The following is a 22,118-nucleotide window of genomic DNA, read 5'->3' on the forward strand; positions in this document are numbered from 1 at the left end:
TCAATACCTAACCTTGAGAAGCCTGCAGGGGCATAGCCGAGTTCGGTGCGACGCACAGCAACGGGAATGCTCAGCTCAGTGCGGCTTTGCGGGTCCATAGAGAGCAGAAGTTCAGGCAGGGAAGAAAACGTTGGCCTTCGGCCCTTTGCGGCCCTTGATCCCAAGGCGCACCGCTGCGGCGCAGCGTCACCGAACCGGTCCTCCGCCCCTTGCGCAGCAAACCGGTTCCGGCAGAGGTCCACATTGCGGACAAAGCCGCCGCGTCTTGGCTTTGGTCTTGTCCAGATGCCGCGTTACCATGCCGAGGCGGCTCTGACCGCCCGCGAGTTCGTCGAGGTTCTGACCGATTTTCCGCCGTCACTCTCGCCGGTTTCCATCCTTTATCCTGACAACCGGCAGCTCTCCCCCGCCTGTGGATGTTTCGAGATTGGTTGGTGGCAGTGTTCTGAAGGCGCAGGACCCGGGCGGAGCGGCACCGCTGTCAGGGCGGCAGACCGGACCCGCACATGGCCGCGAAGATCGTCTGCAGGTGCCTGCGCATGGCATCCGCGGCGGCGTCGGCCGCGCCCCGTTGAATGCACGCGACCACCTCCTCATGCTGTAGGCTGTGACGTTCGGTGAATTCGGCGACACCGAGTTTTCGGTAAGTGACTTCCCATTCGCGCTGCCAGGCGGCATGGCGGCGCGCGCCCGCGAGATAGTCGAGTAGGCCAAGCAGGATGGGATTGCCTGTTACCTCTGCGATACCACGATGAAAGGCGGCATCGAGCCGTTCGCAGTCGGCCCGGGTTGCGGCACGGCGGCCCCGGTTGACCAGATCGGAAAGATAGGCGATCTCGGCAGGGGTCGCGAGCGCAGCGGCCTCGGCGGCGACGGAGGGCTCGAGGGTCAGGCGCGCCTGCATCAGCTGAAGCGGTGAAGCGCCTTGCACTAGAATGGTCTCGCGCACCGGGTGGCCCCGCGGGCGGGGGCCAAGGAACGTGCCTTGCCCGACATGCCGCCAGAGATCGCCAGCGAGCTCCAGCTCGGCCAAGGCATTGCGCAGCGTCTCACGGCTGCACCCCAACCGTCGCGCCAGATCCCGCTCCGGCGGCAGCTGTCCGCCCGGCGCGATGGCGGCCGCCGTGCAATAGTCGCGCAGCGCTTCCATAACCTTTCGAGTTCGCTTCGTGGTCATTTGCACCCCCATACAGACCAATTTGCAGACCAATCCGGCATCATGCAACAGCGGCGCGGTTTGAAGGAGAACGAACATGCTGACAGGTCTAATACTCGTGCTGGCCGGCTTGGGCGCCGGTGCGCTCAATGCAATCGCGGGTGGTGGCACCTTTCTGACGTTTCCGGCACTCGTCTGGGCCGGTGTTCCGCCCATCATGGCGAATGCGACCGCGACCTTTGCCGCCCTTCCGGGCTATGTGGGCAGCGCCTGGGCCTATCGCACAGATATCGAGCGCGGCGGGAAGCCTCCTCTCGCCCATCTTTTCGGCACGGCGATCGTCGGGGGGCTCGCTGGCGCTAGTCTGCTGCTGGTCACGCCGGAAGAGCTGTTCTCGGGCGTGGTGCCCTGGCTCTTGTTGATGGCGACCTTGGCCTTTGCCACCGGACCGTCCTTCGTTCGGTATCTCGCGAAGTCCGGGCGCGAGACGCCCAGCCCCACCGCACTTGCTCTTGTGTTCGTGGTCTCGGTCTATGGCGGCTATTTCAACGGTGGCCTCGGCATCATGCTGCTCGCGGCTTTCGGCGTCATCGGCATGACCGACCTGCACCGGATGAATGGGTTGAAGAACTTGATGTCCGTGATCCTGTCGGTGGTCTCGGTCGCGACATATGCCATTGCGGGCCTGATCGACTGGGGCAACTTGCTGATCGTCGGCCTGTCCTGCGCCATGGGCGGATACATCGGCGCGGTTCTGGCGCGGCGGGTTAGGAACACGGCCGTGCTGCGTCTGTTCATTATCGCAATCGGCTTGATCATGACCGTTGCCTTCTTTATGCGCCCCGCAGGTTGATCTTTCGTCAAACCGGTGAAACTTTCGGCGATAGCTGATGTTGAGGCGTCGCGTTGCACATTCTGAAGTCACTTGGCCCGGCTGTGGCCCGCGTTCCAACCAAGGAGGCGCTGCGCGCGGGGCTTGGCGCGCTGATCGGATTGGCGCTAACCGGATTGTTCCTGTTGTCGCCGACCGTCGATCTGGACCTCGGTCTTTATCTCGTCGCGCCCTTTGGGGCGTCCTCGGTTCTGCTCTTCGCCGTTCCGAACAGCCCCCTGGCGCAGCCCTGGTCGGCGATCGTGGGCAATACCGTCGCGGCCTTTGTCGGGGTTGCGGTGTGCCTTTTTGTAACGGACCCCGCCTTGCGCATCGCGCTCGCCGTCGGGCTTGCCATCACCGCAACCATCCTGTGCCGCGCAGTCCATCCGCCCGCTGGTGCCGTCGCCATGACCGCGGCCATGTCCCCGGACGCCATCGCGCATCTGGGGTTTTGGTTCGCCCTGACGCCAATTGCGTTCGGAACCATCGCACTGGTTCTGCTGGCAACCCTCTATGCGCGGCTGACGGGACGCCACTATCCTTTCCGGCAATTCGAGGATCCCAATATTCATGGAACCGCAGATCGCAATCCGATCGAGCGACTTGGGCTTTCGGAAGAGGAGCTGACCGGGATTCTCGAACGCTATCGTCAGTCGTTCAACCTCGGCGTCGAAGACCTGGCCCGACTGATCGGGGCCGCCGAACTGCAGGCGGCGGCGCATTCGTCGGGCCCGTTGACTGCGCAAGACATCATGTCGCGCAATCTCGTCACCGTCACGTCGAACGCCCCATTGGGCGAGATCGCGGATCTGTTCCGGCGGCATCACTTCACATCGCTTCCGGTCGTTGGCGTGGATCAAACCTTTCTGGGCGTGATCTTCCAGATGCATCTCATCAGCCAGGCCCGCGACGATGCCCTGCGCCTTGATCGCGGCTTTCGGGCAGCGTTCCGCAGGTTGTTGGATCGGGACCGGGAAAGACCGATGACCGCCGCTGATATCATGAGTGTCGCCAGCCCCCGCGCCACCGGCGACACCCCGATCGGGGCCTTGCTGCCGATGATGGCCGAGGGAGATACAGATGCCGTTCCGGTCCTTGAATACGGCAAGATCGTCGGCATCGTCACCCGGACCGACCTCGTGGCAGCGCTGTCCCGGAGCGCGGCGCGCGCCGGCTCCGCCTGACCGGGGTGCCTGGGACCTGGATGCGGCTCAGACCACGTCTCTCACGGTCTGGATCCCTTTCTCGGTCACGATGAGATCGAGCGGGATGTCACAAGGTTGCGGGAAGATGGTCTGAAGGCGCGCCTCTTGAAACCCGATACCGACGACAAAGGGTTTCGGTTCCAGCGCGGCTAGAGTTCGGTCGAAATAGCCCCCGCCATATCCGAGGCGATAGCCTTCTGTGGTCCAGCCGACGAGCGGCGCAATTGCGATATCGGGCGTGACGATCCGAGCGTGCGGAGGCGGGACGGGAATGTTCCAGTCGCCGCGCGCCATGCGGGTATCGGGCGTCCAGCGGCGAAAGGTGAGCGGGTCCGCGTTGGTGTCGACCAATAGCAGGGCGACGGTGATCGGTCTTGTGACGCTTGGCCATCAGTTGGCGCAGGTCGGGTTTACTCTTGATCGGCCAGTAGGCGGAAAAGACCTTGCCTGGTGCCCCGCCGAAGCCGTCTTTCAATACCTGCCGCAGATGCCGGCCAGCGGCTCGCCGATCTCCTTGCGCTCTGCAACCGACAGAGCCAGACGCGCAGTGCGGCCGCGGTCGGCCTTTCGCCAACGGGCCACGTCGCGGGCCTGTTCGCGATCGACGGCCAGCGAATCGAAATAGTCCGGACGACCTCGGAGGCAGGTCAATGCCGCCTCTGGTCCGACCAATTAGACGGCCACGCATCCTTTTTTGGCGGCCATGCTGGTCGCCGTTCGATGGGCCTTGAGGTATGTCGCGTCGATCATCACGGCCTTTTCTCCGCCGTGTTCCGACGCCAGCCCAGACATCATTCGCGCGAAGATGCCTTTTTCGCTCCGACGCCTCCATCGGCTGTAGAGCGTCTTGTGGGGGCCATAAGCAGCAGGAGCGTCGCACCTGCGCAAGCCATTGCGGCTGACGAAGATAATCCTGCTCAGCACCCGCTTGTAGTCAATTGGGCACTAGCACATCGTGCGGTCATAAGCTTCATCGTCCAAACGGTAGAACAGCTGACCGGCAAAGAGGTATCGCCGGTTGTCGCCAATGCCCTCAAGTAGATACGCGATGGCAACCTAGCGATGGTGGCCCACGACAGCCCACTTAGCAAAGGCACCGATGAGGAGCTCGATAATCTCATCGAAAGGTCCTAAGTATGATAGGCCAGCCGGCCCCCGCGCACAGGTAAGCGCAGAGGCCTATTGATTCCCGACTGTTTTTGTTCTAAATATGATCGCATGACCTTTCATCGAGAGTTGGGTTGAAAAGGCCGTTGGGTGTGTCGCAGCCTCAATGGCCTTTACTTTTGCACGGCGCCGAACGAGGGCCGCGCGCGCTCGAAAACAGGCTGCCGCGCTGCGTTTAGAGATGCTGACGGCGCCCTCGTTGCAGGACCACTGTCATGCGCCCTCATATCGTCGTTCAGTTGACTGGTGCGCCGCCTCTGCGCATCTTCGCCTCGATAGACCGTTTCGTCGTTAGGAGCGCGCGAAGCCAGAAAAGACTGAGTCACGAATTCGGTAGATATGAAGAGGTTGCTTCGCGTAGCAGACATCGGTGTAAAGCGCAGCGAACGACCGCATTCCGCCCGCCCCGAACAACCCGACTCGTCGGTTTTGGCCTTTTGTGGACATTCGCGCGACAGCCATTGCTGCCGCGCAATGCCTCCGAACCAGCATTTGGCGGCGACGTGCAGCATTGTCCGGCAGGCGAAGGCCCCACAGCGGCCAGTTCAGCCGGCCAGCTTATTGCCAGCAAGCCCGCCAGATTTAGCTGATCGGGCGTAAAGCGGCGGGAATGGGTCAGGTCCGATTGTGGTTAGAGGCGTGACGAGGCAGCGACACAGTTCCTCTCTGCACTATCTCGTCAAATGGGTTCCATCCGACAGAAGGATCTCGTCCATCGGCACATCCCAAGGCATCGGGTAGATGGTCGGCAAGACGCAGCCCGAAAAACCTATGCCGACGATCCGCGGTTTTTTCTCAAAACGAACGAGCGTCCGGTCGTAATAGCCTCCCCCGTTTCCGAGGCGATGAAGCGTCGTGTCGACACCGACAAGGGGGACGATCACGAGGTCGGGCGTGCGGAGTTCGCCTGCGGCCGGCACGGGGATGTTCCAGGCGCCGCGCACCATCCGGCACGCCGGGGACCACGTATGGAATTCGAGCGGCGCATCTCGCTCGATGACGACGGGCAACAGAATTTCGGCCCCGGCCTCATGTGCCTTGCCCATCCAGCCCCGCAGATCCGGCTCGCCCCTGATCGGCCAATAGACAGCCGCGGTGATGCGGGCATCGAGAGGAACTATCAGGTCGAGACCGTCAATCAGCCGGTCGGTCGCGCGCTCTCGATCTTCTGCGGACAAGGCCCGCGCGGCCACAAGCCGAGCGCGCTCCGCCCGTCTGAATCGCGCCACATCGCGTGCCGCCTCGGGATCGACCAGGTGCCCATCGACCAGAAGATGGGCAAAGCAGGCGGGGGCTCCTCCGGTAGCATCGTCATCCATATCTATGCCATCCGCTCACGTTTCTGAGGTGGAAAGATCGTATCGTATCCCCAAGTGAAAACGAAGGCGTAGACGAGGTAGAAGCCTGCAAAGGACAGTTCCATCACGACAATGGTCAGCAGGGAAGCGTCGAGCCACCATGCGAAAACCGGCAGAAGCAGGGTAAGCAGCGTCACCTCGAAAAGCACCGCGTGAGAGATCCGAATTGGCATAGTCTTACGGACATCGCCACGACGCCAGAGCAGGAGATGATCGAAGGCCAGGTTGAAAAGATAGTTCCAGGCAGTAGCCGCTGTTGCGCCAAGCACGACCAGCACGCCCATTTCCTCCATCGGATGATCGAAAGCCCAGGCGAAAAGCGGCGTTACGATGAGGAGGCCGATGATTTCAAAGCTCACGGCTTGGCGGATACGGTCTGGGGTGCTGCGCATGGAAAATGTTCAATCGTGGGTCACGCGGTCCAGCGTGCAGAGCTTGTGATTGGGCGAGGTCATCCCCGGGAAGCCTTATGGTGGGACCCGTGCGTCCGCTTTTCAAGCATGGGCGCACGTCGCGCGGTCACGATGTCCAACCTCTCGGTGCGGCCCTCGCCGATCTTGTGCATCTCAAGTGCAGGGCAGCGGAGGACAGCCTCAAGGAAGCTGGCGAGCGCCTCTTCACCTTCAGCAGGCTCGACCCGTCGCAATGGAAATCGGCCAAGACCGCAAACGCCATCAAACGCCTGAACGAGGAATTCCGCCGCCGGATCAAGACCTAGACCGTGCTGCCCTGTGCCGAGACCGTGCCGATGCTGCTTTGGGGGCTACTGGCCTCTTCTTTCGCTATTTCTGTAGACACTTGATCAGCGCTGCTATGGTCAAAACCACCAACACCAGAATAAGAAGGCCGAAAAGCCAACCGATCACCATTTCGAAACTCATTCCATTTTCCATGTCACTCTGGTCCACTGTTTCGTTGTCATGATCTTCGGTCGACGCGCCGCGACGCACGCGGCTATTCGCGACTAACCATCGGCGGGCCGAGCTAATCCACTGCGAACTCCACCGCGAATGAGTGCGGAGACGAGAGCATCCCGATGCCGCGGCCATCGTTGTCTTCCATCACGCTGGGATCTCTCAAACGGCTGTTTGCTGATGCGGTCAGCACAGCGGACGATGTGCGCGGTGCCTCGAGTGGGAGCCGGCCTCACAGTTCGAGCGTGCGTCGAATGGCACCCGCTCCCCACAGCAGCAGGCCGGTGGTCAGCGCGCTGACCCCAACGCTGTGCGCCCATGGCCCCGCAATGCCCGTGTCGCCGAAGGTGATGAGGGTGATGCCGGCCAACGAAAGCCCGAGCCCAGCCATGAGCCGACATTCTCCCGGGGTCGGGCACGGCCTCCGCCCGTCATTGCTCTCCTCCTTCGGCGCGGCGGGATCGCTCCCCGTCACGCTGTTCGCTCCGTTCAAATCGCTGTTTCTCATGGCCTTGCGAACCTCCTTTCGAGATACTCTTTCAGCGCAACGTCAGTCGCATAGATCTATAGCGCGGGTCGGGCGGGCGCCGAATTCTGCCCAATGCGCGGCTTCGAGGTTGCCCACCGGCCCGCGGCGTGTCGGAGCCTGCGGCGGAGTTCCAGGCTCCGCGGTTTTCGGAGCTTCTGACCCCGGCAGCTTCTCCCACGCCACGCTTTGCGGCCAGACGCGATCCAAGAGACGCTGTTGACTGCCGGAAACCCTGCGGCCCGGTAAGCTCGTTTAATCCATATGCCGGTCATCTTCCGGTCGTCCGAGGGAAGCGCGGACTTCAAGTATTGCGCGATTCATAATATTGGGAAAGCAAATATAAATGCGATATGATATTCGCAAATGCGATACATGGGGGATCCATGAACATCGAACATGCCCGAACTTTCCTTGCCGTCGCCGATACCGGCAGCTTCGTAGCGGCCGCCGAAAGGCTTCACGTCACCCAGTCAACCGTGAGCGCTCGTATCCGAGCACTCGAAGATCAGTTGGGCACCAGGCTTTTCACTCGCAACAAGGCCGGCGCGGCGCTGACTGCGGGCGGTGGCCGGTTCCTGAAGCATGCAGCGCAGATGGTGCGAGCCCTCGAACGCGCGCGGCACGACGTCGGCCTTCCTGGACAATTCCGCGCGCGTGTCGTCATCGGTGCGCGCTTCGGCCTGTGGGAAGGGCTGATGATGAAATGGTTCGCCAATATCCAGCGGACCCATCCCCGAGTTTCGTTTCATTCCGAAATCGGCTTCGAGCCTGAACTGATGCAGGCGCTGGTCGACGGGCGGATGGATATCGGAGTCATGTTCACCCCGCAGCGCCGTCCGATGCTCGAGCTCCTGCCATTGCTTACTGAACAGCTGGTGCTCGTCTCTACCGAACCGACCGCTAGCATGCAGCCTGACGGCTATATCCATGTCGAGTGGGGCCCGGAATTCGACAATCAGTTCCGCGCTGGCTTTCCGGAGTTTCCCGGTCCTGCACTCTCGGCCAACATCGCCTGGCTCGGCCTTCAATATCTCAAGCTCAATGGCGGCAGCGGCTATTTTCCCCGGCGTCTGGTCGAACACCAGATCGATAGCGGCGCCCTGTTCCCGGTGCCCGGTGCGCCAGTGTTCGAATTGCCGGCGTGGATCGTGATCCGCGAGGATCGCAACAAAGCGCTTGTTGATCCGATGGTCCAGAGTTTGATGGTTGGCCTTGTGGCGCCTTGATCTGCGATCAATTTCCGCTCTTGTCCTTTCCCAGCGGCCTGTCGCTCGCGTTCGGTATCCTGCTGGAACATTCCCGATCGGTCACCTCGCGTTCGGGCTCGCTGCGTAGTGCTTTCGCGGGATCGAAAAAACTCCTTCCGGCAAGGTTTCGTCCGCCCTTTGGTCGATCGAACCGAGTATGTCTGTCAGAGGCTTCATGCCGCGACCGAGGGTCCATAACTGATCGTTAGACGACCATCCACGCGGGAAGCAGTCGCGCCAGTTCTCTGACCGGCGCGCAAAGCGAGGTGGTGAGCAAAAGCAACCTTGGCAGCTGAGCTCTTGAATTCGTCGTTCACGGCTTCGACTTAAAAGCACGTCAAAACGGGTGTTCCAGGAGATGACGGGCCTGCGCGACCATGCCGTCCAGACGTGCAGCGGCCGTGGGGACATCGTTGAGCGCACCCACACCCTGACCCGCATAGAGTGCCATCGCCTCCAAGTCGCCGGTCGTGGTTCGCAGCGGCGAATCCGTGCTGAAGCGCAGGCGCGGCTGCTCGCCGTCGCGGGCGATGGCCTCGCGCGGAAGACTGTCAGGGTCGTGGCCGAGGTAATGTCCGTCCAGGCTCTCGGTCACGCTATTGGCGATCACCCGCACCGCAGCGCCCTTGGGCCAATTCAGAACGAAAACATCGGTCAGAACCGTGTGGTCGCCGGTGGCCTCCGTGATTCGGGATTTGTGATAGGGATGAGCGAAGGATTCCTCGGTCGCCAGAAAGGCCGTGCCGCATTGCACGCCATCGGCGCCGATGGTCAACGCGGCGGCGAGGCCCTCGCCCGTTGCGATCCCTCCGGAGACGACGACCGGCAGGTCGGTCTGCGCAAGGATTTGCTCGGCCAGCCCGAAAGCCGGGTGTCGTCCATGCACGTGACCGCCCGCCTCGACGCCCTGCGCGATGATCACATCCGCTCCGGCCTCTTCGGCGATCCGCGCGGCCTCGACCGTGCCGACCTGATGCAGAACAAGGCAACCGGCACGTTTCACGCGGGCCACCACGTCAGGCATCACGTCCCAGAAAAAGCTGAAGGCCGGCACGCCAAGATCGAGACAGCAGGCGATCTGCGCATCGAGCAGCGCTGGTTCGGTCGCCGCGGGGATCAAGTTGACGGCAAAAGGTCGGTCAGTCGCGTCCCGCAGCGCAGTAACCTCTGCGGCGATCAGGGCTGGGTCTTCGCGCACCATGCCCAAAATCCCGTAACCGCCCGCATTGGCCACGGCGGCGGCCAGTTCCCAGCGGGAAACGCCGCCCATCCCGGCCAGCAGAACTGGCTGGGCGCACCCCAGCAGGTCGCAAAGCGGTGTGTGCAGCGGGTTTATTGGCTGGTCCGTCATGCTTGCTCCTCCCGTTCTATAACCATTGGCGCAGGTAATCGCGTAACACGACGGCGTTATTATGTGCCTCGTCCTTTGAAGCATAAAGTAGCGTAACGACGTTCTCGCGTGCATATCCGGCGAGCTCGCGGACCAAATCGTCATGAGCGGCAAGTTCCGCCTCATAACGCGTGGTGAACTCCTGCCACCTATCAGGGTGCTCGTGGAACCAGCGCCGCAATTCGTCGCTCGGCGCGATCTCCTTGCACCAGTGAAACAGTCTGGCGCGGTCCTTCGCCATGCCGCGCGGCCAGAGACGATCGACCAATATCCGCTTGCCATCTGACACGCGTGCCGCGCGATAGATCCGCTTGACGCGGATAAGCTCGCCAGGAGCTTCGGAGGTGGGGGGGCTTGCTGACGGCATCAGCTGTCCGGCTTGTCCGTGTCGCCGATCATCTCAACTGCTTTCAGAGCATGGGTCCAAGAGGCGCCGGCGCGCATTTCCGCGGCGACCCAAATCGCTTCCATGACCTGTTCGTCCGAGGCGCCCGCACGCCGGGCGGCTTTGACATGGCTCTCGATGCACCATGGGCACTGCGTTACGTGCGCGACGGCCACGGCGATAAGCTGCTTGCTGCGCGCATCGAGCGCCCCTTCAGTGAACACCGCTTTCGAAAATGCGCGGAAGGCGTCCTCGGTCTTCGGCGCCAAGGCATGACGCCGCTCGAAGAGATCCTTAGTTGGGTTGGGAAGATACATCTCAGACATGGCCTGCGCCTTTGGTTTCGAATTGCGGGAATAACACGTCGTTTTCCAGCCGAATATGGGCTGCCAGGTCTTCAAGAAATTCACCGACCCCGGCATAGAGCCGCGTCCAGCTTTGGCATGCACCGTCCGGCAATGTGAGATCGTTTGTCAATTGCCGGATCTGTCCGACCTCCGCCTCATGGTCGTCGTGATCCGCGCGCATCGCAGCGATCGGCCCGTCCAGCCTCGGTGCCGCGTTGCGAATGGCGGGAAACAGAACCAGCTCCTCCTTCTTCATGTGGACTTCGAGCTCGCCGATCATCCGGTGCAGTAGCGCGGACAGCCCTGCAGGGACATCTGCTTGCCCGGCATGGACGGTTTCCACCTTTTCCGAGAGCGCCGCCAGTTCAGGCAATTGAGTGCGATGCTTGGCGTGATACTCTGCCTCGATGTAGCGGGTGAGGCTGGCGGAATCTTGCGGGGGTAGCGGTCTCGTCATGTTGGTATCCTTTGGTCAGAGCAAAGAGGGGACGGTTCGGGGCGTGGCGTTCTCGACCGCCATATGCAGCGAGCGCGCGATCCGCTCGGCGCGTTCGATGAGATGGGCGGCCCCCTCGGGGGGACAGGTCTCGGTTGCGGTCTCGCGGAACAGCATCAGCCACCGTTCGAAATGATCCCATTCCACTGGCAAGGACGCATGGACCTGCATCGGGGCGCCGTGAAAACGACCGGTCATGAGTGCGACCGAAGACCAGAACTCCACCATCCGCTGCAAATGCGGCGCCCAGTCGGAAATCCTGGAGGCGAAGATCGGCCCGAGAACCGCATCAGCACGCACCTTGTCGTAGAAACGATGCACCAACTGGGTCAGTTTATCCTCGTCCAAACCCGTTTGCGCCATGATCGCAGCGGTCGTTTCGGGGCGCGCGGATATGATCTGTCGATCAGCAGGTGACATGGGATCCCCCGAGAATTTGAACTTGAGGCTCATGCTATCTCCACAAAATAAGCATTGTAAATACCTATTGCGGTGAGTGTAGGATGCCCATGAACTTCGCATTCTCGCAAATTACGGGCGGAGCATTTCGAGCCGGATGGCAAGCGTCCGCGAATCTGGTCTTCCCGACCGCACGCCCTCGGCTGAATCCTTGATGCTCAAGAGGGTGCAGGGGTTACGTTTTCGGACCGTAGCCAGAAGACACGAAACCCTTCAGCACCTCGTCCCTGGCGAAGGTTTGGTCTGGGCTTCCTGCGTGGCGCATCAACACGCGCAGGCCTTTATCGGCGGAAGAGGTGGGGCGAATTGTCGCGGCTCACAATGAATATTTGAATTACTTGCGCGCCTTGCCGCCCTATGCGGGGAGGTCGGACTAAGTAACGGCTTCTATCACGGCGAAGCTGGGTATCGTCGGATCGTCATGGCAGCGACGGCCTGATGCCCGCACCTCTCGTCGCGAAATTCGCGCAACGGGGGTTGTCCAATCGGACCGGCTCACATCAGGTTGTTCGAGGAGCAGAGCGCATCAGGCGAGCGTTGCAAATGCAGGTTCGATGGTCGTTACCGAACAGACCAGCGGGTTCCCTATAGCCCCAGTGGCGCGAGATAGAGCACCAGCAACAGGAGGCACACGCCTGTCAGCGCCACATCGAAGCCGCGCTGCCAAGCGGGCGCCTGCACCAATCCCAGATATTTTCCGAGGATGATCCGCGCCTTTTGCCAGGCAAGTGCCATCACGACCACCGCTGCCGCCCCTGGCCACTTGGCCCAGACCCCCGAGAATGAAAGCAAGGACGAGCCAAGGGTGAGGAGAACAAGCGTGCCGAGGGCGATATAGAGGGACCGGCGTGTCATTGCAGGAGATAGACCACTGGAAAGAGCAACACCCAGATCAGATCGACCATGTGCCAGAACGCGGTCGCATCCTCGATATTTCCCACATGATCGCGCCACGCCACCAGCAGTAACAGGATGATGCCGGCTGCGACATGCGCGGCGTGAAATCCGGTCAGCAGGAAATAGAAATTGAAGAAAGGGTGCGTGTCCCAGACGATGCCGTTCGCAGCCTTGGACGCGAATTCGGCGCCCTTGATCCACAGAAACGCCGCGCCAAGCAACGCGGCGCTAACAAGAGAAACGCGTGCGCCGTTACGTCTACCCGATTGCCTCAGATCCAACGCCAGGGCAGCAAAAAAGCCGCTCGTCAGCAAGATAATCGTGTTGGTCGCAGCGGCAGTCCGGTTCAGCGCATTCTGCGCCTCGGCAAAGCCCGTCGGATCAGTGATCCGCACCGACAAGAAAACGATCAACCCCGCCCCGAAAACCAGCAATTCGCTGATAATGAGAACCCACATCAAAAGATCGCCGGGCAACTCGTCCAATGCAGTTTGAGTTTGATCCGTCATTCAGCAAGACCTTTGCAAGAGCCTTCGGCCCGTCACGACTCAATCGGCTTCAACCTTCGTCGTCATGATCTCTCACTGCACTATTCGAATACGTATTGTAAATACCAATTACCACACACAAGATGACTCGATGCCCTTCTGTCCGTTTCGCCGCGGAACGATGAGACCTGTGCGGCCACCGGCCGCATGGTCGCACATTTAGTTTGAGCCACAGCAAAGAAGCCCGCTTCTGTCTGTCTGATAATAGGGCATGGAACACACAGAAACACTTCGGGCCCTTGGCCTCTTCGATGCGCGCGTGCCGCGTTACACGTCCTACCCGACTGCGGCGGCCTTTTCGCCCGACACAGGCGCGTCCTTTCAACGCCATGCGCTTGAACAGTTGGACCCCAGCGAGCCTGTGTCGGTCTACATGCACATCCCGTTTTGCGAGCGGCTATGCTGGTTCTGCGCCTGTCACACACAAGGCACGAAAACCCTTGGCCCGGTGGAAAGCTATATCGAGGCGCTCGAGGCAGAGCTCGAAATGGTGCGCGCCATCATACCGAACGGCCTGAAAATGGGCCGCCTTCACTGGGGTGGCGGAACGCCCACCATCCTGCCGCCGGAATTGATACATCGTCTCTCGGAATCGATACGCCGTGTGTTTCCACCAGCTCAGGAGTTCGAGTTCTCGGTGGAGATCGACCCGACCATGGTCGATCGCGCGAAGATCGAGGCTCTCGCCTCCGAAGGCATGAACCGCGCGTCGATCGGCATTCAGGATTTCGATCCTGAAGTCCAGAAAGCAATCGGCCGCCTGCAACCGTTCGAAACCACACGCGCGTGCGTCGAAGACTTGCGCGCGGCCGGCATCGCCTCTCTCAACACCGATCTGGTCTATGGCCTCCCGCACCAGAGCCTCGCGCGCATCGAAGACACGATTGAAAAGGTTCTCACCTTTACGCCGGACCGCGTAGCGCTCTTTGGTTACGCGCATGTGCCTTGGGTTTCAAAACGGCAAAAGCTGATCGACGAAGCGGCGCTGCCGGACGATCTGTCGCGCTACCACCTCGTCACGCGCGCTGGAGAACTGTTTGTTGCAGCCGGTCTTACAGCTATCGGCATCGACCATTTTGCGCGCCCCGACGACACTCTGACGGCGTCGCTCGAGGCCGGACGACTGCGCCGCAATTTCCAAGGATACACGACCGACACATGCAGCACCCTCATAGGGCTCGGGGCATCGTCGATTTCGCGCTTTTCGGAAGGTTATGTCCAGAATGCGCCCGCGACCGCCGCGTATCAGCAGCGGATCGCAACCGGTGTTTTTCCGGGCGCTCGTGGCTACCAGTTAAGCCCCGAAGACCAGCTGCGCGCTCGGGCGATCGAGGAGTTGATGTGTCGGTTCGCGGTGGATCTTGACGATTTGAGCCAGGAGTTCGGCACCGATGCCCAGAAGCTGCTACCGTGCCTGACGGAAATGGCCACGCGCTTCGCGCCATTCGCAAGGCTTACGGGAAAGCGCATCGCCATTGCACCGGAAGGTCGCCCGTTAACACGGATGATCGCTTCGGTTCTCGATCAGCACGTGCCCGAGGGTGTGCGCTATTCGCGCGCGTCCTGAAAGTTTGGCGCGCCATCGGAAAATGTCCGCTCTGCTTCAGTGGCACATCTACATGGTGCGGCTGGTGGAGAAACGTGCCTACAAGGCGCAACGCTAGCCGGCTCGTTTTCAGGAAAAAGCAGCCGGGGCGACATCTGGCGACCACTCCGGCTGCGTTGGATCACTCGTCGGGCGTCTCGTTTTGTTGCTTGCGCAACCAAGCCCGCATCGCGGAGATTTCTTGCTGCTGGTCGGCAATGATGTGACGGGCGAGCTCGCGGATTTCTGGATCGGTTCCGCTTGCCAGTTCGATCTTAGCCATATCAAGCGCGCCTTGGTGGTGGGGGAGCATACCCAACACGAAGGCCGCGTCTGGGTCGTCATGCTGAATGCCCGCCATCATGTCCTGGCGCATACTCTTCATCGAGACCTCGTAGGCGGCGGTTACTGAAGCTGCTTTGATCGGCTTCGAAATATCGATCTTTGGATCTTTTCCGCGATCGCGTAGCGTGACTTCAGCCTGTGGTCCGTGAGGATGCTCGGCCGAATACGAATGTGTTGCCATCTGTCCCTCTCCGGCTCGGATTTGCGCCATCGTCTGGACGTCGGTGCCGTAGAAAGCCGCATGCAGACCCCAGTAGGCGGTCGCAAAGATCACCAGTGCAGATGCAAGACCGATCGGGACCCCGAGGAGGGCGCGCCTGATCCAAGACCAGAAGTGCAGCTCACGCGTATGATCGACCGCAATCACGACGATGATGGCCATGATCAGTGCATGCCCGATGAGGTCGATCCGTCCGAAGGGATAGACTGCAGAGTTGAAGATCACGAAGAGCGCTATCGCTGAAAGTCGCCGCACGAGTGGGGTCGCAAGCAGACCGAAGCCCATTGTGAACTCGGCGACCCCAGCCATCGGAATGAACATGTCGCGCGGAATGCCAAAGGTGAGAAAAGGCTTTTCCTGCACGAGCGGATAGAACCATTCAGGATATGCAAACTTCTCGAGGCTCGACCACATCAGCGCGATGGCAACACCCCAGCGGAGGACTTCGAAGCGATGCTTGCGCCATTCAGGACGATCGGCCGCCTCGAGGACCAGGTAAGTCGCCACGGCGACGCCGAGCGCGAGGTAGTCGAGCAGGTGGAAGGGATCGTAGTCGCGTAGAGCGAGCACCCAGAGGAAGATGATACCCGCCGCCGAAAGGGGCTGCGTGCGACGCGAAACGATGCCAAGGGCGATCAGGAGCTGGACCCAGCTTACCCATTCCGCAGGAGTCTGGAGATCAGGCGTGAGGTAAACGCCTCCCACCGCGAAGATAGCAACAAAAAAACCTGCGACGACAATTCGAACGAAATTGTCTAGCTCCAGCCAGAGGGGATTAGAAAGGCTATCCATTGCATCGAGCGCAGCCACTCCGACGGTCGTGCGCTCCACCAGTCGCGTCGCGATGAAAAAGACCAGCACCAACACGATCCCGGACCAGAACCAAGTATCCGTCAGCGTCCGCGTGATAGGGGCCGGAGCTGCGCCGACGATATAGGGTGCGAACCACTTTACGTGGGCTGAGGCCGCAACTGGTGTAAGCGCGCTAAAGATCGCAAGGGAAGCGCCATGGCTCAGCTTGCGGGGGAGAGAGGGTAGCATCATCGTCCCTTTCCGGTGGGGATTGATGGTCAGGTTTTCGAACGGGTCGTCGCAAGGTCGCGCGGAGCCGCAACGGGTGCGTGTGAGGGAAAGGTGCCGCGTGACAGGATCGTGCCGTTCTCATCGACAACGAGGCGTAGCGCGCGACCGCCAAAGTAGAAGGTCAGCCGCCACCGCCCGGCATCGTCGTCGACACCGGCCTCGCATCTGCTTGTGACTTCGCCGTCGCGGAGTTTCGCGAGAACATCGGATGGTGAAAGGCCGAAAGCGCGTCCAACGAGTTCTGCATCGACCGTGAAACCCTCGGTGGTGAAAGACACGTTACGCATCACTATTTCCTTTCAGACCGTAGCCGGAAGAGTGGCCGGCAAGGCGATGTCTGCCAGCGTCGAACGATCGAGTTCCGCCAAAAACGCGGCCTCTGCGGCGTGGAGTCTACCCTTCAGGCCACAGACAGGGGTAATGCAGCACGCGCCGTCAGGAGAGAAACATTCGACAATGGCCTGGTCCTGCTCGAGAAGTCGCACGAGGTCTCCAAGAACGATCTCGTGAGCGGGCTGGCCGAGCATTGCGCCGCCACCGCTCCCGCGCCGCGTGGTCACGAAGCCGTGCCGGGCCAGGCGCTGAATGACTTTATTCAGGTGGTGGCGAGAGATACCGAACTCATCGGCGATCTCGGCCGTCGAGAAGGCGCGCTCCGGCGCGCTGGCCATCCGCATCAGCGCTCGGAGGCCAAAATCTGTGAAACTGGTCAGGCGCATATGGTGCCTCCAACAAACAAGCATCAGAAATGCTTGTTATAGAATTAGCCACGATCGCGCAATGATCTTCGTGTCGAGTCAGTCATATTCAGGCGCGCTCGCGGTCGCTGAGGGCCGTGAGCGGGGCCGGGACGCCGGTGTCGAGGGCGCGCTCGAAATGCAGAAGGGCGAGCCGCGCCGCCAGTCGGGCGAGGTCTGGATCGCAGACGTCGTCCTCCGCCTCGACCGTCTAGAAGCTGGCGACGAGACGCAATGTCTCGCTCAAGTCGAGCACCGTCGTCGTCGCCTTGAGGCGCGGCCGTTGACCGGGCGATCTCTGTTCCAATGTCTTGGATGAACGAACGCCCCGCTGTTCGAAAAGCTAGCTGGCAATCCCGTTGGAAAACAAGAGCACCATATATGCGGCATAGGCGGCCAACATCAGCGCACCCCACACACGACCAATCTTCTTAGTAGCGAAGAGCAAGCCCAGCATTAGGAGAGACGACGCCAGCATGACTGGGGTATCAATCTCGCGAAAGCGTGTGCTGACTTCGATCGGCTGGATCACAACCGTGACGCCGAGGATCGCGAGGATGTTAAAGATATTCGAGCCGATCACGTTGCCGAGCACCACATCGGGGTGGCGCCGGATCGCCGCGACTATACTGGTGGCTAGCTCTGGTAGCGACGTTCCGATGGCCACGAGCGATAGACCGATTACCGCGTCGGGCACCCCGAACTCGCGGGCGATGTTTACTGCCCCTTCGACCAGTAAGTCCGCTCCGAACACCAGAGCGGCAATGCCAACAATGACCAAGAGCGACGCAAGCCAAGGTCGCGGTAGCGGAATGTCTTCGAACTCCTCTGCTTCATGTTGAAATGCCGTTGCCCGGCGGTTGCGTCTTTCCAACCAGTAGCTGGAAAAGAGGTAACCCGTGAGGACGAGAAGCATTGCGATGCCTTCGATCCGAGTGATGATTTCACCCTGAACAAGAGCGTAGGTCGCCAGCGAAACAAGTGTTGCGACCAGCGCCTCGCGCAGAGCTGTTCGCGCCCAGCCGAGGATCGGTGTGATAACTGCTGCCACGCCGACAATGAGCAGAATGTTCGCGATGTTCGAGCCTACAACGTTACCCAAAGCAATCTCAGGCGCGCCGTCTATGGCTGCGTTCACGGAAACAAGCAACTCCGGTGTCGATGTGCCGAAACCGACAATGATCAGACCGATTAGAAGCTTAGATATGCCGAGGCGCTCGGCAATTGCGACCGAGCCACGCACGAGCCCTTCGCCGCCGACAAAAAGGAGAACAAGGCCGGCAGCCACTAGGAGGAGGTCATGCAACATTTCTATTTCTGCCCCAAAGTTGTGCTCGCCTAAGAAGACGTTTCGCCATGACTTAGTCCGCCGGATACAGGAAAAGAATAGGAAGGCTGCATATTCAGGAGCGGACCGGTCGGTATACCGCCAAAGTGCATTGATCCAGCTAGTCTGTCTTTCATCTTTTCCTGAGCTTAGCCTCCTCATCAGCTCTTTCAGAAAACACTCCCGACGTGGGCCGACAATCGTGGTTCTCGGAACGCGTAACTCGGTCATGCTGATATAAGTCGGAGCCGCCCCGAAATTCGGACACTGAAATAAGCTACGATTTGCGGTCTGCTGATCTTCGCCGAGAAGGAGGTCAGAGATGTCGAAACGCACGCAGCACGCGCCCGAGTCCAAGGCAAAGGTCGCGCTAGAAGCCTGAAGGGTGAAGAGACAGCGGCCGAGCTGGCGAGCCGGTTCGGGGTGCATCCGACGATGATCCATCAATTGAAACGGACCCTGCTCGAAGGCGCGTCCGATATGTTCGAGTGCGGGGGGCGCACTGGGGAGCGGATCAAAGTTGGGTTGGACTCTAATCGATGGTCGTGGAAAAATCCCATGGCAGGCCAGGTGGTCAACGACAGCCCACTTAGTAAAGGCACCGATGAGGAGTTCGAAAATCTCATCGAAAGGTTCTCAGTATGATAGGCCAGCTGGCCCCCGCGCGCAGGTAAGCGCAGAGGCGTATTGATTCCCGACTGTTTTTGTTCTAAATTGATTATATAACCTTTCATCGAGAGTTGGGTTGAAAAGGCCGTTGGGTGTGTCGCAGCCTCAATGGCCTTTACTTTTGCACAGCGCCGAACGAGGGCAGCGCGCGCTCGAAAACAGGCTGCCGCACTGAGTTTAGAAATGCTGGCGGTGCCCTCGTTGCAGGACCACCGCCATGCGGCGTCATATCGTCGTTCAGTTGGCTGGTGCGCCGCCTCTGCGCATCTTCGCCTCGATAGCCCGTTTCGTCATTAGGAGCGCGCGCGAAGCCAGGAAAGACCGAGTCACGAATGCTGTCGATATGAAGACGTTGCTTCGCGTAGCAAACATTGGTGTAAAGCGCAGAAAAAGACCGCGTTCCGCCTTTCCTGCTTGGGAGCAGTGAACGGCCCATACCAGTCATCGGCCGGCCTCCTGACCGCCGCGACGCGGCGTCTCCAAACCTGCCGTTCATTTCAAAGAACAGCGATTGTGCAAGTCGGGCAACCGCGCAGCGGACGGAGCAGAGGTTCGTTTCCAGATTTTCGGCTTGCTCTCTACGAGACGCACCAAGCCCATAGAGCAATTGACCGAGGTCGGGTGCGCCGTCCGGGACAGTTATTGTGACCTTCAGATCAGCTACATCTCGAGCCCGATGTCAGCGCGCAAATTGGTAAGCTGGTAGCCGCGGAAGCCGCACACACGGGCTATCTCGATCGTGATCGGGAGCGAGACGACATGACCAAAGAAGGGTCCTCCCCTAAAGTGATTGTAAAGAAGAGTTGGCTTGCTCAGGATCAAAGCGGCGGTCCAGGGATCCACTACCGTAGCGACGCTCCAGAACAGAGGCTCAGACATGGAGACCCAGAAGGATCATCATCGCCTCGAAGCAATCGCTATGGCCACGAAGCGAATGCTGTTGCCGTTGGTCGCACTATCGCTGGGTGTCGGCGGAATAGCCTATCTTACCGGTCGGTCGGATCTGACAGATGTGACATGGGCCGCCGGCACCGTGGTCGCGCTCTTAGCGCTTGTCATCTCGATCGGCGCGCGTATCAGGTGAGGAGAACTTGGCCTCGACCTTATTGCCGCACTGGCGATGGGGGGGGCACTTCTGCTCGGTGAGCACCTGGCGGGTATAATCATCGCTGTGATGTTCACGGGGGGAGAGGCGCTCGAGGACCTCGCCCAACGTCGCGCGCAGCGTGAGTTGACCGCCCTGCTGAGCCGTCTGCCGCGCACGGCAGCACGATATCGGGATGGTGGCGTCGAAGAAGTATCAATCGAGGATATTCAGATCGGGGATCGCCTCCTTGTTCGGCATGGTGAGTGTGTGCCAACTGACGGAACAGTCGTCATGGGGTCCGCATTGCTCGATGAGTCAGCGGTTACAGGCGAGGCCATTCCAGTTCATCGCAGAGTGGCTCAGACGGTGCTGAGCGGTTCCATAAATTCTGGCAATCCCTTCGACCTCAAGGTCTCGGCCGCGGCGGATCAGAGCACCTATGCCGGGATCGTGCGACTGGTGCGAGAGGCACAGAAGTCGAAGGCACCCATCGCCCGGATGGCCGATCGGTTCGCGCTCGCTTTCCTCCCGCTGACACTTGCGCTCGCCGGCGCCGCGTGGATCGTAAGCGGAAACCCTGACCGGGCACTCGCGGTTCTCGTCGTAGCGACGCCCTGTCCGCTAATCTTGGCGGTGCCAGTTGCCATCATTTCCGGGGTCTCGCGCTGCGCTGCTAAAGGGGTTCTCGTCAAGGGGGGCGGCGCTCTCGAAACACTGGCGCGTGTCCGCACGGTCCTATTCGACAAGACCGGCACGGTGACCGCAGGCAGCAACCGCCTCGTCGATTTGAAGGTGCCACATGACGCGAACCCCAAGGAGATCCTGCGTCTTGCAGCCTCTGTGGACCAGGGATCCCAACATGTGATCGCAGAAGCGCTCGTCGCCGCCGCTCGGGAGCGCGGGCTCGAACTCGTGGCGCCTTCGGTGGTGAGGGAAGTTCCCGGAGCGGGAGTCGAGGGTCAGATCGGCGGTAGGCACATCGTTGTCGGCGGTTGGGATTTCGTAGCCGGACAGGTGACGCAGTCCGACTTCAGAACAGAACTCGACCGATGGATTCGGCGATCGGGGACTGTAAGCGTTCTTGTCGCGATAGACGGCGAGATCGCTGGCGCCTTTCTATTTGCAGACGAAGTCCGACCAGAAGCCGGAACCGTTCTACGTCGACTGCGAGATACAGGGACAGAAAGAATCGTTCTTGCAACTGGGGACCGCTCAGACCTCGCGGCGAATGTAGCCTCTTTCCTTGGCGTGGATTATGTCGTCTCCGAGATGAAGCCGGCTGACAAGATCCGGATCGTCGAGGCCGAGCGCGCGACGCGTGGCCCGGTCATGATGGTCGGGGATGGTGTCAACGACGCGCCGGCCTTGGCCGCTGCCGATATCGGGGTCGCTATGGGGGCAAGAGGCGCGGCGGCGTCCTCCGAGGCAGCCGATGTGGTCATCCTGTTGGATCGCCTGGACCGCCTTGCAAGTGCAATAGCCATTGCCCGCCGATCTCGACAAATTGCACTGCAGAGCGTCTACGCCGGAATGGGAATGTCCGGGGCGGCAATGGTTGTCGCGGCCCTCGGGTATCTCACGCCGGTGCAGGGTGCCATCCTTCAGGAGGCAATCGATGTCGCAGTCATTTTGAATGCCCTGCGTGCACTTGGCCCTCCGATCCGGGATCGCCTTACGAAAGCGCAGATTCCTGCCAAGATGCTATCCAAGCTTGAGGAAGAGCATCGGGAGCTGGCGGACGTTCTCGAGACCATCAATGCAGTCGCTGATGGTTCGCGGCATTCAACTGCCGCGGAGCTGCGGCGCGATCTTGAGGCGCTCGAACACATGCTCAGCGAAAGGCTATTGCCACATGAAATGCACGACGATCGAGAAATTTATGCGAGTATTCGCAGAAATTCCGATGATCACGACGCTCTGGCAGGCATGAGCCGAACCCACATGGAAATGAACAGGATGGTCCAGGTGACCTGCCACTGAACTTTCATCCAGCCGCGACCGGAGCCCGGTTGGTGTTGATCCGCACCCCAGAGCTCTACCGCCCTTAGGCAGAGTTTCCCGGCTTTGCTCAGGGTGACGGGCTGGTGACGCCC

Annotated in this window: 25 protein-coding genes and 3 pseudogenes; 9 read left to right on the forward strand and 19 right to left on the reverse strand. The window is 60.6% G+C overall.

The genetic code is table 11. The features are described from left to right. Positions 1-481: 481 nt before the first annotated feature. Positions 482-1,177: an FCD domain-containing protein gene (locus tag B6V76_RS11195; protein ID WP_240497846.1), complete on the reverse strand. Its 696-nt coding sequence runs from the start codon at positions 1,175-1,177 to the stop codon at positions 482-484. Positions 1,178-1,253: 76 nt separating this feature from the next. Here B6V76_RS11195 and B6V76_RS11200 point away from each other — a divergent pair, with 76 nt between their 5' ends. Continuing rightward, the gene (locus B6V76_RS11200; RefSeq protein WP_088727440.1) at positions 1,254-2,009 is read left to right on the forward strand and encodes a sulfite exporter TauE/SafE family protein; all 756 of its coding nucleotides are present in this window, start codon (positions 1,254-1,256) and stop codon (positions 2,007-2,009) included. Between the two features lie 53 nt (positions 2,010-2,062). Continuing rightward, the gene (locus B6V76_RS11205) at positions 2,063-3,214 is read left to right on the forward strand and encodes an HPP family protein (protein WP_088727441.1); all 1,152 of its coding nucleotides are present in this window, start codon (positions 2,063-2,065) and stop codon (positions 3,212-3,214) included. A 27-nt stretch (positions 3,215-3,241) separates the two neighbouring features. On the opposite strand, the gene B6V76_RS20170 is transcribed toward B6V76_RS11205, so the two are convergent. The 5 genes and pseudogenes from B6V76_RS20170 to B6V76_RS11225 all read right to left on the reverse strand — a co-directional run bounded on the left by B6V76_RS20170 (position 3,242) and on the right by B6V76_RS11225 (position 6,152). Further along, positions 3,242-3,586, reverse strand: coding sequence for a 5-formyltetrahydrofolate cyclo-ligase (locus tag B6V76_RS20170; RefSeq protein WP_276206135.1), 345 nt, complete (start codon positions 3,584-3,586; stop codon positions 3,242-3,244). Positions 3,587-3,706: 120 nt separating this feature from the next. Beyond that, positions 3,707-3,886 carry a hypothetical protein gene (locus B6V76_RS20175; protein ID WP_240497848.1) on the reverse strand — a complete coding sequence of 60 codons (180 nt, stop codon included), beginning with the start codon at positions 3,884-3,886 and terminating at the stop codon, positions 3,707-3,709. Further along, positions 3,885-4,174 (reverse strand): annotated as a pseudogene (locus tag B6V76_RS11215) (IS5/IS1182 family transposase); the annotation flags it as partial. The gene B6V76_RS20175 and the pseudogene B6V76_RS11215, both read right to left, overlap by 2 nt. Positions 4,175-5,073: 899 nt before the next feature. Next, complete coding sequence (locus tag B6V76_RS11220) at positions 5,074-5,721, reverse strand: 5-formyltetrahydrofolate cyclo-ligase (protein ID WP_088727442.1); 648 nt, start codon at positions 5,719-5,721, stop codon at positions 5,074-5,076. Positions 5,722-5,723: 2 nt separating this feature from the next. Further along, positions 5,724-6,152, reverse strand: coding sequence for a PACE efflux transporter (locus tag B6V76_RS11225; protein WP_088727443.1), 429 nt, complete (start codon positions 6,150-6,152; stop codon positions 5,724-5,726). Between the two features lie 77 nt (positions 6,153-6,229). Here B6V76_RS11225 and B6V76_RS20260 point away from each other — a divergent pair. Then, positions 6,230-6,475 (forward strand): annotated as a pseudogene (locus tag B6V76_RS20260) (transposase); the annotation flags it as partial. A gap of 431 nt (positions 6,476-6,906) precedes the next feature. Here the strand turns inward: B6V76_RS20260 and B6V76_RS11235 are convergent. Continuing rightward, on the reverse strand, positions 6,907-7,182 hold the full coding sequence (locus B6V76_RS11235; RefSeq protein ID WP_088727444.1) for a hypothetical protein: 276 nt from the start codon (positions 7,180-7,182) through the stop codon (positions 6,907-6,909). Positions 7,183-7,586: 404 nt separating this feature from the next. On the opposite strand from B6V76_RS11235, the gene B6V76_RS11240 reads away from it, so the two are divergent. After that, entirely contained in the window at positions 7,587-8,429 is an 843-nt protein-coding gene (locus B6V76_RS11240) for a LysR family transcriptional regulator (protein WP_078523313.1), read from the forward strand. 358 nt (positions 8,430-8,787) lie between these two features. Here the strand turns inward: B6V76_RS11240 and B6V76_RS11245 are convergent, their stop codons facing one another. The 7 genes from B6V76_RS11245 to B6V76_RS11270 all read right to left on the reverse strand — a co-directional run bounded on the left by B6V76_RS11245 (position 8,788) and on the right by B6V76_RS11270 (position 12,933). Next, positions 8,788-9,801 carry a nitronate monooxygenase gene (locus B6V76_RS11245; RefSeq protein WP_075777504.1) on the reverse strand — a complete coding sequence of 338 codons (1,014 nt, stop codon included), beginning with the start codon at positions 9,799-9,801 and terminating at the stop codon, positions 8,788-8,790. 16 nt (positions 9,802-9,817) lie between these two features. Beyond that, the gene (locus B6V76_RS11250) at positions 9,818-10,207 is read right to left on the reverse strand and encodes a DUF488 family protein (protein WP_078523314.1); all 390 of its coding nucleotides are present in this window, start codon (positions 10,205-10,207) and stop codon (positions 9,818-9,820) included. Further along, a complete protein-coding gene (locus tag B6V76_RS11255) occupies positions 10,207-10,551 on the reverse strand; it encodes a carboxymuconolactone decarboxylase family protein (RefSeq protein WP_078523315.1) in 345 nt (114 codons plus the stop codon). Before B6V76_RS11255 ends, B6V76_RS11250 begins: the two co-directional genes overlap by 1 nt. Beyond that, on the reverse strand, positions 10,544-11,029 hold the full coding sequence (locus B6V76_RS11260; RefSeq protein WP_078523316.1) for a hemerythrin domain-containing protein: 486 nt from the start codon (positions 11,027-11,029) through the stop codon (positions 10,544-10,546). The genes B6V76_RS11255 and B6V76_RS11260 overlap by 8 nt, the downstream gene beginning before the upstream one ends. A 15-nt stretch (positions 11,030-11,044) precedes the next feature. Next, positions 11,045-11,521: a group III truncated hemoglobin gene (locus B6V76_RS11265; RefSeq protein WP_240497849.1), complete on the reverse strand. Its 477-nt coding sequence runs from the start codon at positions 11,519-11,521 to the stop codon at positions 11,045-11,047. A 591-nt stretch (positions 11,522-12,112) separates the two neighbouring features. Beyond that, on the reverse strand, positions 12,113-12,262 hold the full coding sequence (locus tag B6V76_RS19955) for a hypothetical protein (RefSeq protein WP_166504583.1): 150 nt from the start codon (positions 12,260-12,262) through the stop codon (positions 12,113-12,115). Positions 12,263-12,378: 116 nt separating this feature from the next. Beyond that, on the reverse strand, positions 12,379-12,933 hold the full coding sequence (locus B6V76_RS11270; RefSeq protein ID WP_088727445.1) for a cytochrome c oxidase subunit 3: 555 nt from the start codon (positions 12,931-12,933) through the stop codon (positions 12,379-12,381). Positions 12,934-13,183: 250 nt separating this feature from the next. Between B6V76_RS11270 and hemN the strand changes: the two genes are divergently transcribed. Next, a complete protein-coding gene (gene hemN, locus B6V76_RS11275) occupies positions 13,184-14,539 on the forward strand; it encodes an oxygen-independent coproporphyrinogen III oxidase (protein WP_088727446.1) in 1,356 nt (451 codons plus the stop codon). Between the two features lie 160 nt (positions 14,540-14,699). Here hemN and B6V76_RS11280 read toward each other — a convergent pair whose 3' ends face one another. From B6V76_RS11280 to B6V76_RS11290, 3 genes are read right to left on the reverse strand one after another with little or no spacing between them, the layout of a single operon-like run. Further along, entirely contained in the window at positions 14,700-16,166 is a 1,467-nt protein-coding gene (locus B6V76_RS11280) for a DUF305 domain-containing protein (protein WP_233243203.1), read from the reverse strand. A gap of 26 nt (positions 16,167-16,192) precedes the next feature. After that, complete coding sequence (locus B6V76_RS11285) at positions 16,193-16,492, reverse strand: DUF6522 family protein (protein ID WP_088727447.1); 300 nt, start codon at positions 16,490-16,492, stop codon at positions 16,193-16,195. Between the two features lie 12 nt (positions 16,493-16,504). After that, positions 16,505-16,924, reverse strand: coding sequence for an Rrf2 family transcriptional regulator (locus B6V76_RS11290; RefSeq protein ID WP_088727448.1), 420 nt, complete (start codon positions 16,922-16,924; stop codon positions 16,505-16,507). 61 nt (positions 16,925-16,985) lie between these two features. Between B6V76_RS11290 and B6V76_RS19960 the strand changes: the two genes are divergently transcribed. Beyond that, a complete protein-coding gene (locus B6V76_RS19960) occupies positions 16,986-17,261 on the forward strand; it encodes a hypothetical protein (protein ID WP_088727449.1) in 276 nt (91 codons plus the stop codon). 24 nt (positions 17,262-17,285) lie between these two features. Here B6V76_RS19960 and B6V76_RS11300 read toward each other — a convergent pair whose 3' ends face one another. Continuing rightward, positions 17,286-18,251 carry a calcium/sodium antiporter gene (locus B6V76_RS11300; protein WP_088727450.1) on the reverse strand — a complete coding sequence of 322 codons (966 nt, stop codon included), beginning with the start codon at positions 18,249-18,251 and terminating at the stop codon, positions 17,286-17,288. A gap of 340 nt (positions 18,252-18,591) precedes the next feature. Between B6V76_RS11300 and B6V76_RS20180 the strand changes: the two are divergent. Continuing rightward, positions 18,592-18,743 (forward strand): annotated as a pseudogene (locus B6V76_RS20180) (IS3 family transposase); the annotation flags it as partial. Positions 18,744-19,053: 310 nt separating this feature from the next. On the opposite strand, the gene B6V76_RS19720 reads toward B6V76_RS20180, so the two are convergent. Then, entirely contained in the window at positions 19,054-19,383 is a 330-nt protein-coding gene (locus B6V76_RS19720; protein WP_141104912.1) for a hypothetical protein, read from the reverse strand. A gap of 432 nt (positions 19,384-19,815) precedes the next feature. Between B6V76_RS19720 and B6V76_RS20070 the strand changes: the two genes are divergently transcribed. Both B6V76_RS20070 and B6V76_RS11315 read left to right on the forward strand, forming a co-directional pair. Beyond that, complete coding sequence (locus B6V76_RS20070) at positions 19,816-20,022, forward strand: hypothetical protein (protein WP_206184207.1); 207 nt, start codon at positions 19,816-19,818, stop codon at positions 20,020-20,022. 21 nt (positions 20,023-20,043) lie between these two features. Beyond that, positions 20,044-22,005, forward strand: a complete 1,962-nt coding sequence (locus B6V76_RS11315; protein WP_276206137.1) for a heavy metal translocating P-type ATPase — start codon at positions 20,044-20,046, stop codon at positions 22,003-22,005. Positions 22,006-22,118 lie beyond the last annotated feature (113 nt).

It is taken from the genome of Thioclava sp. IC9 (assembly GCF_002213225.1).
GTDB classification, from domain to species: Bacteria; Pseudomonadota; Alphaproteobacteria; order Rhodobacterales; family Rhodobacteraceae; genus Thioclava; species Thioclava nitratireducens.